Here is a 14,542-nt window from a genome sequence, read left to right as displayed (position 1 = left end):
ATTTTCATGACGATTGAACCGTTATTTTTCAAGCCTATTTTCAAAGAAAGAATTTGGGGCGGGACCGCTTTAGCTGATTTTGGCTATACCATTCCGTCACAACGAACAGGGGAGTGCTGGGCTTTTGCCGCGCATCAAAATGGTCAAAGCGTTGTCCAAAACGGAATGTATAAGGGGTTCACGCTCAGCGAATTATGGGAACATCACAGACATTTATTCGGACAGCTTGAAGGAGACCGTTTCCCTCTGCTTACAAAAATATTAGATGCTGACCAGGACTTATCTGTTCAGGTGCATCCGAATGATGAATATGCCAACATACATGAAAACGGTGAGCTTGGAAAAACAGAATGCTGGTACATTATTGATTGCCAAAAAGATGCCGAGATTATTTATGGCCACAATGCAAAAACAAAGGAAGAACTAACTACCATGATCGAGCGTGGAGAATGGGATGAGCTCTTGCGCCGTGTAAAGGTAAAGCCGGGGGATTTTTTCTATGTGCCAAGCGGTACTGTTCATGCGATTGGAAAAGGAATTCTTGCTTTGGAGACGCAGCAGAACTCTGACACAACCTACAGATTATATGATTATGACCGAAAAGATGCAGAAGGCAAGCTGCGCGAGCTTCATCTGAAAAAGAGCATCGAAGTGATAGAGGTCCCGTCTATTCCAGAACGGCATACAGTTCACCATAAACAAATTGAGGATTTGCTTACAACGACATTGATTGAATGCGCTTACTTTTCGGTGGGGAAATGGAACTTATCAGGATCAGCAAGCTTAAAGCAGCAAAAACCATTCCTTCTTATCAGTGTGATTGAAGGGGAGGGCCGTATGATCTCTGGTGAGTATGTCTATCCTTTCAAAAAAGGAGATCATATGTTGCTGCCTTACGGTCTTGGAGAATTTAAACTCGAAGGATATGCAGAATGTATCGTCTCCCATCTGTAACATGGCAGGGCTTGAGAAATAAATTTGCGAGTGAAGACGCCTATTCTCCAGCAATATCTAAATAAGATAAGAGTTTAATAGTCGGAGAAGAAATGTTACACTCTTTTCTGTATATGGTAAAGAATGAAAAAACACGATTCGGTTGGTAGTCCGGATGCATGATTGAGAATGTCAGTAACCTTCCCCTCCTCGGGATGTCCATCATTCTTTAATATCTTTTATGAGGAGGGAATCGTTATGAAATTAACGATTTACTACGATGGTCAGTTTTGGGTAGGCGTTGTTGAAGTTGTGGACAATGGAAAGCTAAGAGCCTTTCGTCATCTTTTTGGCAAAGAGCCGAGGGATTCTGAAGTATTAGAGTTTGTTCATAACCAACTCCTGAATATGTTGGCCCAAGCTGAGCAGGAAGGAGTGAGTTTACAAGGCAGACGTCAAAAAAAGATCAATCCAAAAAGATTGCAGCGCCAGGTTTCAAAAGAGTTGAAAAACGCCGGAGTAGCTTCTAAAGCTCAAGAGGCGATAAAGCTAGAGCTTGAAGCAAGAAAGCAAAAGAAAAAACAAATAATGAAAGAACAACGAGAACATGTAAAAGAGCAAAGGTATATGTTCAAAAAGCAAAAAGCGAAAAAGAAGCACAGAGGTAAATAATCCAAACAAAAGCAGGCGCAGTGCCTGCTTTTGTAATTAAGAACTCTACTTTGTAACATATATCCAATGCATATAATCCGCTGATTTATGATTCAATATAAACCCTAACTTCTCCAAGGTTTTTTGTGAGCCTAGATTATCATGTTCGCATCTTGCGGTGATCCGGTTTACTGTTTCTTGGTTTAATGCCCAGTTTATTAGTTTTTGGGCGGCTTCCACACAATAACCTTTGCGGCGATGACTTTTATTTGTTGCAAAACCGATTTCAATCATGCCATTTTCGTCTGGGTCACCTAAAAATCCAGTTCCCCCAACAATTTCATGACTGTCCTTCTTTACAATAATCCATGAATCAAATCCTTTTGTTCCATTGTTTTTGACTAAAATCTCGCGGAAATAAGGTATCGCTTCAAAAAAATCAGAATTTGGCCATTCACCATTTGTTTCATAACCTAAGTCTTTGATAGCCTGATGATCTTGTTTAGACGCGGCGTCAAGAAGGGGAATATCAATCGTTTTTAATCGTAATCGATTCGTCTCAAGGAGAACCATATATCTAATCCTCTTTTCTTTTTACTGGGAATAATGATAACATATAACAATTTTCTCTGATACCTTGGCAGTAGAGAAAGATGAAGAAATTGAGGGGAATTGAAAGAGTGACAGGTAAGAGTTTGCCCAGACCAAAAACGGGTAGGAAAATACCGATGTTAATGTGTCCCTACCCGTTTTTCTGTTCCTGAATGCAGGGTTTCTGATAACATGTTGTGCTACCTTTTCGCAATCAAATAAAGCGATATAGCTCTTTGGGTTTGCACAGGATTATGAATGATAATGACCCATTGGTTTCTTCGTCTTGGAAAGCTTGCTACAGCATACAATGGAGCAGTATCGCGCGGAGTGAATCCACCATTTATCACGTTGATATCTCTTCCTTCAAGATGACAAACTAAGTATTCACCTGGATTGATGACCTGTTGGTTCGTCCATGCGTAAGAATAAAAGCCGTCTCCAAGATCTTCGGTGGAAGATGGGGGGACAAAGCCATCTACAGTCAATGTGATTTCTCTTCTTCGCTGTCTTTCTGAAAAGTCTGGACTTCTTTGAGGGTTATGAGTATGTGAAAAGTAAGGAATTAACGCAGGGCCATAAAAGTAATGATACAAAGCAACCACTCCTTTATTTTCCATTCATACAAATTGTATGTGAGAGTTATTTGTTCATTCCTGTTTTGTTCCATGTAGTCTAATAATGGGCTATAGGCGTCCAAGGAAATCAATTTGTCCTTTCGTTGATTCAATGCTAGTAACCTTGAAAATGCAGGTTAGGATGATAGAATTTACATATTACTGCAAGAAGTTAGACATACATCATTTTGATAGTGGGTGAAAACAATGGCGAAAAAAAATGACAAAAACAAATGCGGTTCGTCTGATAGAACAGCAGAACATCTCTTATGAGGTATTAGGGTATAAAACAGACGGCCAGCCGGTAGATGGCATCTCTGTTGCGGAAAAAATCGGTTATCCTTTGAAATATGTATATAAAACGTTGGTTGCAGCAGCAGGAACAAATCATTATTATGTCTTTGTTGTACCCGTTGCAGAAGAGTTAGATGTAAAAAAGGCAGCAAAGGTGACAGGGGAAAAGAAAATAGAAATGATTGCAATGAAGGAGCTATTAGCGGTAACTGGCTATCTTCGCGGCGGCTGCTCGCCAATTGGCATGAAAAAATTGTTCCCGACCTATATTGATTCATCTGCAGAAACGCTTGATTTTATCATTGTGAGTGCAGGGAAAATCGGTATGCAGCTAAAGTTGGCGCCACAGGATTTAGCAAGATCATGTGATGCCGCATTTGCAGAAATTGTATAGATGCAGATATAGGGGGAAACAAAAAAGCTTAGTCATATCGATTAAGCTTTTTCCGCATCCCTTTCAAATATGATTTCAAAATAAGCAGCTGCCCCATACCCATCTATACTGGGAGCGAAAATCTGAACAAATCTCCAGCCTCTTTTCGCATAATCATGGATGATTTGCTGGTAGTCTTCTTTAGGCCTTCTTCTCATCGTACTCAGCTCAACTCTTACGAATTCATATTCTTTCATCGTTTGATCCCTCCTATTAAGGTATACGCATAATTGAGCAAGAAGTTCCAAAAACCTAGGTTAAGGTCTGCCTCACTAAACACAGGAACATCTTGAAGAGTCAAGGGGCTATAAAAACGAATTTCACCGGGTCAGCAGTCCAAATGAATCTCTTGCTTATTGCATTTGACTGAGTATATAAGTAAAAAAAGAGCGGCCAGAACATATAAGAAGGAGATGATCATTAACGCACTCATAACAGGGTAGTGTTTAGCGGAGTAGACGAAAAAATCAAGCTGTGAAATTTGTTTGGGGCTGCTGACGGCATCAATTCCATTAAGCAGTTTTGAGAGTTTAGCAGTATAGTTCCAATCAAATCGATCTGAAACAAGCTCGCTTCCTTGATACCAATTAACAGCAGCTAAAAACAGAAATACCATAATAGAAAATCCAAGCTGAACAACTAAAAATATTCCCTTCACTTTTGTATGACCTCCAAATCTATGAATATGGGAAAATCAAACAATATATTACCACCGTATGGGTTATTCTTGCAATTTCACTTCCATACAACTCAAACGCAAGTCTATTTTTTTGTTTGTTTTTGGCTTATAATACCTGATGATGGAAAAAGAGTGCGGGTTTATAGATTAGAGAAACAAATGTATTTATTTGTGGAGAGAGTATAGAAGCATTCGATTAATCTGCTTTTTCACAGAAACGGTTTTCATCTGTTTGCCTGAGCTTTACAATTGGCTGGCAAAAAAACAATGATTTCTTTCAATCAAAACATGCAACGATGCGACATATTTTATATCTTGATGACTTATCTCATTGCCTTTAAGTCATCCTATCGAGAAAGCGATGGTATTTTATGAACAAAGAAACCCTAAAAAACATACTCATGATTTTTTCAATATGCGCAACCCTCCGAGAAACCGATGGTATGCGCATAGCTGATAGCTGGATTTTGAGTGAGATTATACGATTTTTGATTTGCATGGTTGTGTTTTTTGCCATGACATTTCTATTAGATGCTGTTTTTCCAAACAAAAAAGAGTCACATTAATGTGTGGCTCTTTTTGCATCATCTGATCAGAAACATCATAAATGAATCGATCATCATGATGAAGAACAGCAAGCAAAAATAAATAAGCGAGTAGACAAACATATCCTTTGCCCACTTCACGTCATCGTCTATTTTGAATCCCTTGATGCTTTTTTTGATCCATATGCCTCCGAGAACCAAGGCTGCTAAAAAATAAAATGGGCTCATATGGCCGGTGCCGAGAGAGAAAGGAAATAATAGCGTGACCGGCACCAGGACGGCAATATATTGCATCATTTTTATTTTTGTTACATGATTTCCTTTGACTACTGGCAAGAGCGGAATGCCAGCGGCACGATATTCCTCTTTGCGTCTTATCCCAATCGCCCAAAAATGCGGCGGCTGCCACAGAAACATAATCGTGTACAACAGCACTGCTGTCATACTGAAGTCACCGGTTACGGCACAATACCCCATCAATGGCGGCGCAGCTCCTGGAAAGCTCCCGGCAAATGTGCTCCACACAGACGTTCGTTTCACCCATACCGTATAGATGATCGCATAAAAAATAAAGGCGGCCAGTCCGAGAAAGGCCGTTAATGGATTAAGGGAATAAAGCATGGCAAGACCTGCGATTCCTAACACAGAGCCATATGTTAAGATCATGGCTGGCGGCATTTTCCCTGTGACCGAGGCCCTGCTGCGAGTGCGTGCCATTTTTGCGTCCATATGCCGATCAAAATAGTTGTTATAGACAGTGCCGGAAGCCATCACAAACGCGGTTCCCAACATTGCTGTTACCATTGTCATCAAAAAAGCCATGCCGGTTAACGTTTTTTCTGCGCTTGCAAACGCGATCCAAAACCCGCCGAAGGCTGCTATCGAGTTTGATATGATAATGCCGGGTTTTGCAAGTTTGATAAAATCGTAAATGGTTACCCGGTTTGAAGCTTTTATGTATTTTGTTTCAGATATGGCTGCAGAATCTCTTGTATTCTCCAAAAATAGACGCCTCCCCCTAAAACTGCATGCTTTTGTTATCGTAACAAGAGGGATACGGAATCACAATTATTTCCTATATTTGTCATGATATTGTCATTTTTAAAACAAAAAAATGGGGAGCTGGACTGCCCCCATTTTGATATGCGGCGACTAGTAACCGTAACCTCCGCCATAACCGCCGCCGTAACCGTACCAAGGGTAGTAAGGTGGTCGCGGGCGCGGGTAGTAATAAGGCGGGCGCGGATAAAACGGGTAGAACGGATAATAATAAGGCGGATAAAATGGCCGTCTCGGACGCGGATAATAATAAGGCTGTCTTTCATCATAAGGGGTAATTTGTTCAAATGGCTGTTCATTCAAAGGGTAATCCAAGAGGAAAACCTCCCTAGCTTTTTTTATTCCTTTTACCATATTCTTGATGCTTAAGTTGGGTGTATGTACATTCATGAAACTCGGTTTTTTTTTATGATGAAATTCCTTAAAAAGGATTGACATGAACTTCTAAATCTCATAGTATTACAAATGTGAAATAAATGTTACTACAATGTTACAAAAGCATTTCTAAATAGATACAGTTCCAACTGATGAAGAGTAAATCGAAATGGCTACGAAAGAAGGAGTTTTTGTTGTTGGCAAAAAGAATCAAATGGTTTCATGTATTAATAGCAGTTGTATGTGTGGTGGGCCTTATCGGCTTTTTCCATAATCATTCATTGAAAAAAGAAACGGTCATGAATAAAGTAAGAACTGATTCTCAATATGGGAATGTTGAGATCGCAACGCTTGTGAATGACGGGAAAACTTTTAATTACGCGGTTAACTATCCCGTTTTCAAAAATGAAAAAATGGATTCGGCATTAAAAAGATTCGCAGAAAAAGAGGTTCGTCAATTTCAAAAGGAAACAAAAGACGTTGACCAAGAGCATAAGACAAAACGCAACGAATTAAATGTTGATTATAAAATTGTCCATTATGCCAAACAGACAGTGGCGATTGTATTTAATGAATATAAATACATCGGCGGGGCACACGGGCAAACCGTGAAAAAAACGTTTAACTATGATTTTAGTAAACAAGCGTTTCTTTCCATTGATGATATTTTCAAAGAGGACGCTGACTACTTACATAAGCTTTCGTTAATCGCTTATCACGAACTGAAAAAGAATAAGGACATTGCAGCGGACGATGCACTGTTAAAGGAAGGGACGGCTCCGAAAAAAGAAAATTTCAGCCGCTTTGCCATCAAGGAGGATTATATCGAACTTTACTTTGACACATATCAGGTTGCAGCAGGCTATCTTGGAGAGCAATCGATTGCCATTAAGAAAAGTCTTTTGAAAGACATTCTGAAAGAACAATATATTGATAAAGCAAAAAATAAAAATAAAATCAAAGAACAAAAGCCGAAGCATGAAGTGATTTCTTTACCCAAAGAGGAAACGGTTGATCCAAATCAAAAAGTCATTGCGCTTACTTTCGACGACGGCCCGAATCCTGCGACAACAAATCAGATTCTAGACTCCTTGAAGAAATATAAGGGTCATGCCACGTTTTTTGTTTTGGGGAGCAGGGTTCAATATTATCCGGAAACGCTAATAAGAATGCTGAAAGAAGGAAATGAGGTGGGGAACCATTCATGGAGCCATCCACTTCTCACAAGGCTTTCAGTGAAAGAAGCGTTAAAGCAGATCAATGACACGCAAGACATCATTGAAAAAATAAGCGGATACCGCCCGACGCTTGTAAGACCCCCATACGGCGGCATTAATGATGAACTGCGGAGTCAAATGAAAATGGATGTTGCGTTATGGGATGTTGACCCGGAAGATTGGAAAGACCGTAACAAAAAAACAATCGTTGACCGTGTCATGAGTCAGGCGGGAGATGGAAGAACCATTTTAATTCACGATATTTACCGCACCTCTGCTGATGCGGCCGATGAAATTATGAAAAAGCTCACCGATCAAGGATATCAATTGGTGACGGTTTCTCAGCTTGAAGAGGTTAAAAAACAAAGAGAAGCGAAATAAATTACAAAAGGCTGTCCGTACGGACAGCCTTTTTTCTATTTAATAAGAGCCTGTGGTCGCCCAAACATTTAAGTTTGGTCCTGAATACTTGCCGAAAGCGTAAGAAGTCCTTGGATCTAAATCATATACCATCGGTGTATAGCAAGACTTTTGGCCGGCCACCGCTTTTCCATTGCCGCCTGCAGAATCACAATTATATCTCTTTCCGTCCGTGTTTCGGGTAATCTCCGCATTTGCTTCAAAGCCAGACGTCAATGTATTATTCATCGTGATTTTTGCCCAAGCCGTTTTACATGTACTGCTGAATTTAAGCTCGACTACTCCGATGACTTGATTGCTGGCATTCACTAAGTTTGAGGATTTTTTTGTAGAGCCGGTGGACGCACAATCATTGTAATAAGGGCTTTTTCCATCGTAGGCATGGGTTTCCGCATTGGCGGGTACTCCTTTGACGGCAAAAACAAATACTACTGCGAATAACACCAATGAAGCCTTCGTAAACAGTCTTTTCATATCCTTTATGACCTCCTTAATATGGCAAACAATAAATCATACGGAGGAACAATCAAAACATGCATGCTTTTTTGTGAACAATAAAGGCGGCCGGGAGGATGGAGTTATTGGCCGCCTTTGGTGTGAGGTTAAGCTTTTACATCAATGGTTTGTCCGAGAGTCGGATGCTGAATCATCTTTAAGGTTTGATCGGCATTTTGCTGGGCGGTGTCCAGCATTTTTTTCGTTAAAGCGATATTAACATTCTGGGCAAGGGATGCTTGATGCATTGCAACTGATAAAGCAGGAATATCCATCGTTCCACCTCCTATGCCTTACCTATCGGCGGGTTTGTATGATTTTACAGTGAAAAATGGCTTAATTTTCGCTGTTGACCCTTACGCTGCGGCATATCGTATGTTTTTGACAAGGAGGGAATCAGGATGAATCTAGTAATGGAAAAGACCTTTGAGCAATACGAAAAGCTGTTTTCAATGGAAGAACAGAAAAGAGAAGATGTATTTAGGTATACGATGATGAGGCCGTTTGAAAAGATGTGGACCGCCATCCAAGTTCCGCTGAAAGCGAAGGAGCCAAACGGCTATGATGTGATCATGGCTGCGAAAATGCTGGGCTATTTGGATGTCCGTGATGCTGAAAGCGGCCAGAAAGCACTGCAAATACTGAAAGAATCACATGTTTCAGAGACAGCTGAATCTGCACTTCGGCAATGCATATTTTTTGCTGAGCGCGAACAGCTGCGGGTGAATGCAGAGGAGATCAAATTCGGCCTTTATATCGCTGATCCAAATAAACTTCAGCTGCAAAAAGGCTACTGCGGGTTTGGCGGGATACCGGGCTTTATTCATGTATGGATTGATCCGAACCGTTATAACCTGCCAAGGATTCCTTCAATTATTGCTCATGAGTTTCATCATAATGTGCGGTTTTCGTATATAGATTTTCATCATGGCTCTGTAAGTGTCGGGGATTATCTTGTGATTGAAGGATTGGCGGAATCATTCGCCAGAGAGCTGTTTGGTACGGAACGATTGGGCCCTTGGGTAACTCGTTTTGATCATGAAGATTTGCAATATTCCATTGATGTGATTAATGAGGTGCTGGATGTGAAAGGATTTTCGGAAGTCAGCCGTTATATGTTTGGTGATCCAATTGCTAACGACCAAGGCTTTAAGCCTGCAGGTTTATCGGCTTTTGCGGGTTATGCGGTTGGCTATCATGCCGTTCAGTTATTTATGAATCAACATCATATCACGATAAGCGAGGCCACGCGTTTGGATGCGAAGACCATTCTTTCTCAGTGCGGATTGTTTTCCAAATGAAAAAAAGCGTCACATACAGCGGCGCTTTTTGATTCCCAAAACCAGCAGTTCTATGGCGGCACAGGCGGCAATTCCGATTGTATATGCTTCGATATCGCTCCATAAAAAACCGTACCCCAGTACAAGTCCGCCAAGAGAAGTATCCCTAATCTGATCGATCCATTCGGCATGATAGAGCTGGCTGAATTCAATGACAAAACAGAAAGAAAGACTGATAATGCCCGTTATCATTGTCTTCAGCCTCCGAAATAGAAATCCGCATCCCGTAAAGATCATGGCGGCCCACAACGAGTCCCCAAGATAAGTATTGAGGGTATCAGGAAGAACCCTGGAGTATGCTCTGGATCCAAGCCCCAGCCCAATGATCAGTATGGTGAAAACTGCATATATCCATCGATTTCGCTTCATTGCGAATTGATACCCCGTCTCTGCTTCATCTCCCTGTATTGTAAGGAATATAGCTTTTATTTGTCCACTAAAAAAGCGGCTGAATAGCCGCGTAGGGTGTTTATTTTGCTTTTAGGTTTACATGGTCGGCTGTCTGATCCGTGCCTATTACAAAATGGAGTTCATAGCGGCCTGTATCATATACATAATCGATTTCATCGGTAAACGGGACGGTTAACACCCGATTTGCTGGCCCTAATTGCTTCTGCAGCACTTCCGGCGTAACTCCGCCTAAATTCAGCTGCCGTTCCACACCGGTTCCAAAGTAACGGATTTCTGAAATTGTCATGTCTTTATGATAGGAAAATCCGTAGCCCGGCTGTCCCATATTCCAGTGATATAAATCAAATCGATTGTCTCCCCCGACTGGTCTTTCCGGTTCCCCAAACGCAGCGTGGACATCCCCTTTTGTGCTTTTGTTAATGGTAAGGCCTTGCGCCTGCTGAGGCATTTCCCCTTTATAGGCGGTGTTATAGAGGTTTTTGACAAGCTCGGCGGCTGATTGATTCGTGTTTTCTGAGAGCGTGTTTGTTTGAGCTGCGGCCTTTGCCGGTGCTGAAAAGGACGCAGCCCCAAAGCCGGTAAAACAGCTTGTTACTGCTGCCGCAGCGGTAATAGCAGACATTGTCTTTTTCATGTTGATCCCTCCTTATTGATCTACCATCCCGTTTCCCGGTGTTAGTGCAATAAAACATGTGAGTGCGCTTTGTATGTTTTATTGAGTTGTTGTAAGGGAACTGAAATAGGTAATTCGGTATAAAGCAAGAAAGGGGAATGGAGATGGCTGGCAAGAAAAAAATCACAATAAACGGCGTTGAAATGGAAGCGTCCGAGGAACAGACGGTGCTGCAGCTTTTGAATAACAGCTCGATTGAAGTGCCGCAAGTTTGCTATCATCCAAGCTTAGGACCGATTGAAACATGTGATACGTGCATCGTCAGCATCAATGGTGAGCTGAAGAGGTCGTGCTCCGCTGAATTAAAGGATGGGGATATCATTGATACGCTCTCACCTGACGTGAAAAAAGCGCAGGTCATCGGGATGGACAAGATTTTATATAATCATGAGCTTTATTGTACAGTTTGCGATTACAACAATGGGGGATGCGAAATACATAATACGGTGAAGGAAATGAAAATCAATCACCAAAGCATTCCGTTTGATCACAAGCCATACCATAAGGATGAATCCCATCCGTTTTATCGGTATGATCCAGATCAATGTATTTTGTGCGGACGCTGTGTTGAGGCATGCCAGGACGTTCAGGTAACTGAAACGCTGACCATTGACTGGGAGCGGAAACGCCCGCGCGTCATTTGGGATAACGACGTGCCGATCAATGAGTCGTCATGTGTGTCATGCGGCCATTGTTCAACGGTCTGTCCGTGCAACGCGATGATGGAAAAAGGAATGGAAGGGGAAGCCGGATATTTAACAGGCATCAATAACGAAACGCTGCGACCGATGATCGAGATCACGAAAGGCGTAGAGACAGGCTACGGCTCGATTCTCGCGATTTCTGATATGGAATCCGCTATGCGCGATGAACGAATCAAAAAAACGAAAACCGTCTGCACGTATTGCGGCGTCGGCTGCAGCTTTGATGTCTGGACAAAGGGCAGAGACATTCTGAAAGTAGAGCCGCAGGAGGAAGCGCCAGCCAACGGCATTTCTACTTGTGTGAAAGGCAAGTTCGGCTGGGATTTCGTCAACAGCGAAGAACGCCTGACAAAGCCGCTGATCCGTGAAGGTGACCATTTCCGTGAAGCAGAGTGGGAGGAGGCGTTATCGCTGATCGCCAGCAAGTTCACTGAATTAAAAGAGGCGTTTGGCCCGGATTCTCTCGCTTTTATTACATCTTCTAAATGTACAAATGAAGAATCCTATCTTATGCAAAAGCTGGCCAGAGGGGTCATTGGCACAAATAATGTGGACAACTGCTCTCGCTATTGCCAATCTCCTGCGACTGCCGGCCTGTTCCGGACAGTCGGCTATGGCGGTGATTCAGGATCAATTACAGATATCGCGCAAGCGGACCTTGTTTTGATTATCGGTTCGAACACGTCTGAGTCGCATCCAGTCTTATCCACTCGGATTAAACGGGCTCATAAGCTGAGAGGGCAGAAAGTGATCGTCGCGGATATCAGAAAACACGAAATGGCAGAACGCTCCGATTTATTTGTCCAGCCGCGTGCCGGATCGGATATCGTCTGGCTGAATGCGATCGCCAAATATTTAATAGAAAACGGCAAGGCCGATGAACGATTTTTGAGAGAAAGAGTGAACGGACGGGATGAATATGTAAAAAGCCTCGCGCCGTACACACTTGAATATGCTGAGGAGAAAACCGGGATTGATCGAGAAACCCTTATCCAAATGGCAGAGATGATCGGGCAAGCTGACAGTGTGTGCGCATTGTGGGCGATGGGCGTGACACAGCATATTGGAGGAAGCGACACGAGCACGGCGATCTCTAACCTGCTGCTTGTGACAGGAAACTACGGAAAACCGGGAGCAGGTTCTTACCCATTGCGCGGTCATAATAACGTGCAGGGAGCAAGTGACTTCGGGAGTATGCCTGACAGAATGCCAGGCTATGAAAAAGTGACGGATGAACAAGTCCGCCAAAAATACGAGCGTGTGTGGGGTGTGCCGCTGCCGAAAGAGCCGGGTATGACCAACCACGAAATGATTGAAAAAATCCATTCCGGACAGCTGAAAGCGATGTATGTAAAAGGTGAAGAAATGGGCCTGGTGGATTCCAATATCAATCATGTACACGCCGCATATGAAAAGCTTGATTTCTTTGTGGTGCAGGACATTTTCCTTTCACGTACAGCGGAGTTTGCTGATGTGGTTCTTCCTGCGAGCCCAAGCCTTGAAAAAGAAGGAACGTTTACAAACACAGAACGCCGGATTCAGCGTTTGTATCAGGTATTTGAACCGCTGGGTGAATCAAAGCCGGATTGGCAGATTATTATGGAGGTTGCCAATAAGCTTGGCGCCGACTGGCACTATAAGCATCCTGCAGACATTATGGAGGAAGCAGCCAAGCTGTCGCCGATTTATGCCGGTGTCACCTATGAACGTCTTGAGGGCTATAATTCCCTGCAATGGCCTGTAAATGCTGATGGAAAGGATTCGCCTTTACTCTTTACAGAGCGCTTCCCTTTCCCGGACGGCAAGGCCATTCTCTACCCTGTCCAGTGGACAGAGCCTGAGGAATTCGGTGAGGAATATGATATCCATGTCAACAATGGGCGGCTCTTGGAGCATTTCCACGAAGGGAACCTGACTTACAAATCAAAAGGGATTTCGGAGAAAACACCGGAAGTGTTCTTAGAAATTTCTCCTGAGCTTGCGGCAGAACGAGGGATTCAGGACGGAACCCTCGTCAGACTCACATCGCCTTTCGGAAATGTCAAAGTGAAGTGCCTGATTACTGATCGAGTCAAAGGGAAGGAAGTATATCTGCCAATGAACGATTCAGGGGAAGCGGCGATCAACCTGTTAACAGGCAGCCATGCCGATAAGGATACCGATACGCCTGCTTACAAAGAAACATCGGCCAAGATGGAAATTTTAAAGCACGACGGAATCAGCCCGCTGCCTAAGATCAACCACCGCAACGGCAATCCGCAGCCGCAAATCGGTGTGCAGGTTCAAAAGAAATGGGCGCGGAAGGATTATATTTTTCCTGGTGACGCTGTGAAAAGGGGGATGGGCCATAATGGCTAAAGCGATTAAACGAATCCAAAAAATCGAGGTAACCGAAGAGGATCAGCGAAAGCGTGATTTGCGGGAAATTGAAGATGCTCTAGTTGATCACAAAGAAGCGATTCTCGAAACCTTGCATATGCTGGGCCATTTGAACGAGCGCGGTGTCCTGCCGTTGCTCCGCGGCCTTTTTGGCCAAGGGGATAAAGTTCTTGATATTCTGGTAAAAAATGCAGATACAGAGGAAACAGCCAATACGCTAAAAAATCTGCTTCTTCTGTTTGGAACACTCGGCATGCTGGACGTGAAGCAGCTGGAGCCTCTCATTTTGAAAGTGAATGCGGGTGTGGCAAGCGCTGTAGAACAGAAAAACAGCGAAGAAAAGACAGGTTATTTTGATATTATCCGCTCGCTAAAAGACCCGGAAATCAACAAATCAATTACACTGCTCTTTTCCTTTTTAAAAGGAATGGGACAAGATACAAAGGAGCTGGAACGCACGACGCAGCCTCCGGAACACCAAAAACATCATCAGGAACCTCGAGAGAAAAGAGGAATGAATAAGCGAGATTGACTTCCCACCCGAGCGGCTTCAGCCAGCTCGGGTTTTTTGATGAAAAGGTCTAATGGACTAGTAAAAAATATTCAAATACTAGGAAGAAGTAAGATTGTGATGAATGAGATAGAAATAATCGTTACTTTCTTACCTGTTAAGAAAAGGAAAAATCTGATTATAATAGAAATCGATTACTTTAGATGGGGGAACAA

17 protein-coding genes are annotated in these 14,542 nt (G+C 42.8%); 7 read left to right on the top strand and 10 right to left on the bottom strand.

Going from position 1 to position 14,542, the window contains the following annotated elements; genetic code table 11:
- The first annotated feature begins 6 nt into the window (after nt 1-6).
- Entirely contained in the window at nt 7-954 is a 948-nt protein-coding gene (gene manA / locus NYE22_RS15760) for a mannose-6-phosphate isomerase, class I (protein ID WP_124048316.1), read from the top strand.
- Nucleotides 955-1,122: 168 nt separating this feature from the next.
- Nucleotides 1,123-1,605, top strand: coding sequence for a YjdF family protein (locus NYE22_RS15755; protein ID WP_124048317.1), 483 nt, complete (start codon nt 1,123-1,125; stop codon nt 1,603-1,605).
- Between the two features lie 45 nt (nt 1,606-1,650).
- Here the strand turns inward: NYE22_RS15755 and NYE22_RS15750 are convergent, their stop codons facing one another.
- Both NYE22_RS15750 and NYE22_RS15745 read right to left on the bottom strand, forming a co-directional pair.
- Nucleotides 1,651-2,157 (bottom strand): GNAT family N-acetyltransferase, encoded by a 507-nt coding sequence (locus NYE22_RS15750; RefSeq protein ID WP_342411962.1) that lies wholly within the window; start codon nt 2,155-2,157, stop codon nt 1,651-1,653.
- A 218-nt stretch (nt 2,158-2,375) separates the two neighbouring features.
- Complete coding sequence (locus NYE22_RS15745; RefSeq protein WP_009967031.1) at nt 2,376-2,771, bottom strand: hypothetical protein; 396 nt, start codon at nt 2,769-2,771, stop codon at nt 2,376-2,378.
- Nucleotides 2,772-3,012: 241 nt separating this feature from the next.
- Here NYE22_RS15745 and ybaK point away from each other — a divergent pair, with 241 nt between their 5' ends.
- Entirely contained in the window at nt 3,013-3,480 is a 468-nt protein-coding gene (gene ybaK / locus NYE22_RS15740) for a Cys-tRNA(Pro) deacylase (protein WP_342411961.1), read from the top strand.
- A 41-nt stretch (nt 3,481-3,521) separates the two neighbouring features.
- Here ybaK and NYE22_RS15735 read toward each other — a convergent pair whose 3' ends face one another.
- From NYE22_RS15735 to NYE22_RS15720, 4 genes are all read right to left on the bottom strand, one after another.
- Nucleotides 3,522-3,716: a DUF4177 domain-containing protein gene (locus NYE22_RS15735; protein WP_003232825.1), complete on the bottom strand. Its 195-nt coding sequence runs from the start codon at nt 3,714-3,716 to the stop codon at nt 3,522-3,524.
- Between the two features lie 131 nt (nt 3,717-3,847).
- Complete coding sequence (locus tag NYE22_RS15730; protein ID WP_070548830.1) at nt 3,848-4,177, bottom strand: YjdJ family protein; 330 nt, start codon at nt 4,175-4,177, stop codon at nt 3,848-3,850.
- Between the two features lie 605 nt (nt 4,178-4,782).
- A complete protein-coding gene (gene cyoE, locus NYE22_RS15725; RefSeq protein WP_170948340.1) occupies nt 4,783-5,784 on the bottom strand; it encodes a heme o synthase in 1,002 nt (333 codons plus the stop codon).
- A gap of 111 nt (nt 5,785-5,895) precedes the next feature.
- Nucleotides 5,896-6,117 carry a spore coat protein gene (locus NYE22_RS15720; protein ID WP_172884202.1) on the bottom strand — a complete coding sequence of 74 codons (222 nt, stop codon included), beginning with the start codon at nt 6,115-6,117 and terminating at the stop codon, nt 5,896-5,898.
- A 254-nt stretch (nt 6,118-6,371) separates the two neighbouring features.
- Here NYE22_RS15720 and pdaC point away from each other — a divergent pair, with 254 nt between their 5' ends.
- Nucleotides 6,372-7,775, top strand: coding sequence for a peptidoglycan-N-acetylmuramic acid deacetylase PdaC (pdaC, locus tag NYE22_RS15715; protein ID WP_342411960.1), 1,404 nt, complete (start codon nt 6,372-6,374; stop codon nt 7,773-7,775).
- 39 nt (nt 7,776-7,814) lie between these two features.
- Here the strand turns inward: pdaC and NYE22_RS15710 are convergent, their stop codons facing one another.
- Complete coding sequence (locus tag NYE22_RS15710; RefSeq protein ID WP_014476498.1) at nt 7,815-8,288, bottom strand: YjfA family protein; 474 nt, start codon at nt 8,286-8,288, stop codon at nt 7,815-7,817.
- Nucleotides 8,289-8,416: 128 nt separating this feature from the next.
- Nucleotides 8,417-8,584, bottom strand: coding sequence for a YjfB family protein (locus tag NYE22_RS15705; RefSeq protein WP_014476499.1), 168 nt, complete (start codon nt 8,582-8,584; stop codon nt 8,417-8,419).
- A gap of 126 nt (nt 8,585-8,710) precedes the next feature.
- Between NYE22_RS15705 and NYE22_RS15700 the strand changes: the two genes are divergently transcribed.
- Nucleotides 8,711-9,610, top strand: a complete 900-nt coding sequence (locus NYE22_RS15700; RefSeq protein ID WP_342411959.1) for a DUF2268 domain-containing protein — start codon at nt 8,711-8,713, stop codon at nt 9,608-9,610.
- A gap of 9 nt (nt 9,611-9,619) precedes the next feature.
- Here NYE22_RS15700 and NYE22_RS15695 read toward each other — a convergent pair whose 3' ends face one another.
- Nucleotides 9,620-10,018 (bottom strand): DUF2809 domain-containing protein, encoded by a 399-nt coding sequence (locus tag NYE22_RS15695; RefSeq protein ID WP_032725488.1) that lies wholly within the window; start codon nt 10,016-10,018, stop codon nt 9,620-9,622.
- A 100-nt stretch (nt 10,019-10,118) separates the two neighbouring features.
- Nucleotides 10,119-10,694 carry a YjgB family protein gene (locus tag NYE22_RS15690; protein WP_014476503.1) on the bottom strand — a complete coding sequence of 192 codons (576 nt, stop codon included), beginning with the start codon at nt 10,692-10,694 and terminating at the stop codon, nt 10,119-10,121.
- A gap of 143 nt (nt 10,695-10,837) precedes the next feature.
- On the opposite strand from NYE22_RS15690, the gene fdhF reads away from it, so the two are divergent.
- Both fdhF and NYE22_RS15680 read left to right on the top strand, forming a co-directional pair.
- A complete protein-coding gene (gene fdhF, locus NYE22_RS15685) occupies nt 10,838-13,795 on the top strand; it encodes a formate dehydrogenase subunit alpha (RefSeq protein WP_064671265.1) in 2,958 nt (985 codons plus the stop codon).
- Nucleotides 13,788-14,348 carry a DUF1641 domain-containing protein gene (locus tag NYE22_RS15680; protein ID WP_342411958.1) on the top strand — a complete coding sequence of 187 codons (561 nt, stop codon included), beginning with the start codon at nt 13,788-13,790 and terminating at the stop codon, nt 14,346-14,348. Before fdhF ends, NYE22_RS15680 begins: the two co-directional genes overlap by 8 nt.
- The last annotated feature ends 194 nt before the right edge of the window (nt 14,349-14,542 follow it).

It is taken from the genome of Bacillus sp. FSL K6-1560, assembly GCF_038592935.1.
GTDB classification, from domain to species: Bacteria; Bacillota; Bacilli; order Bacillales; family Bacillaceae; genus Bacillus; species Bacillus subtilis.
The sequence above is the reverse complement of the archived record's forward strand: the minus strand, read 5'-3'. Positions and strand labels throughout refer to the sequence as shown.

Bases quoted from the DNA above. Each gene is read 5' to 3' on its own strand.
- fdhF (WP_064671265.1), top strand. From the start codon at position 10,838: ATGGCTGGCAAGAAAAAAATCACAATAAACGGCGTTGAAATGGAAGCG.
- NYE22_RS15700 (WP_342411959.1), top strand. From the start codon at position 8,711: ATGAATCTAGTAATGGAAAAGACCTTTGAGCAATACGAAAAGCTGTTT.
- NYE22_RS15690 (WP_014476503.1), bottom strand. From the start codon at position 10,694: ATGAAAAAGACAATGTCTGCTATTACCGCTGCGGCAGCAGTAACAAGC.
- NYE22_RS15710 (WP_014476498.1), bottom strand. From the start codon at position 8,288: ATGAAAAGACTGTTTACGAAGGCTTCATTGGTGTTATTCGCAGTAGTA.
- ybaK (WP_342411961.1), top strand. From the start codon at position 3,013: ATGACAAAAACAAATGCGGTTCGTCTGATAGAACAGCAGAACATCTCT.
- NYE22_RS15705 (WP_014476499.1), bottom strand. From the start codon at position 8,584: ATGGATATTCCTGCTTTATCAGTTGCAATGCATCAAGCATCCCTTGCC.
- manA (WP_124048316.1), top strand. From the start codon at position 7: ATGACGATTGAACCGTTATTTTTCAAGCCTATTTTCAAAGAAAGAATT.
- NYE22_RS15755 (WP_124048317.1), top strand. From the start codon at position 1,123: ATGTCAGTAACCTTCCCCTCCTCGGGATGTCCATCATTCTTTAATATC.
- NYE22_RS15735 (WP_003232825.1), bottom strand. From the start codon at position 3,716: ATGAAAGAATATGAATTCGTAAGAGTTGAGCTGAGTACGATGAGAAGA.
- NYE22_RS15750 (WP_342411962.1), bottom strand. From the start codon at position 2,157: ATGGTTCTCCTTGAGACGAATCGATTACGATTAAAAACGATTGATATT.
- NYE22_RS15680 (WP_342411958.1), top strand. From the start codon at position 13,788: ATGGCTAAAGCGATTAAACGAATCCAAAAAATCGAGGTAACCGAAGAG.
- NYE22_RS15695 (WP_032725488.1), bottom strand. From the start codon at position 10,018: ATGAAGCGAAATCGATGGATATATGCAGTTTTCACCATACTGATCATT.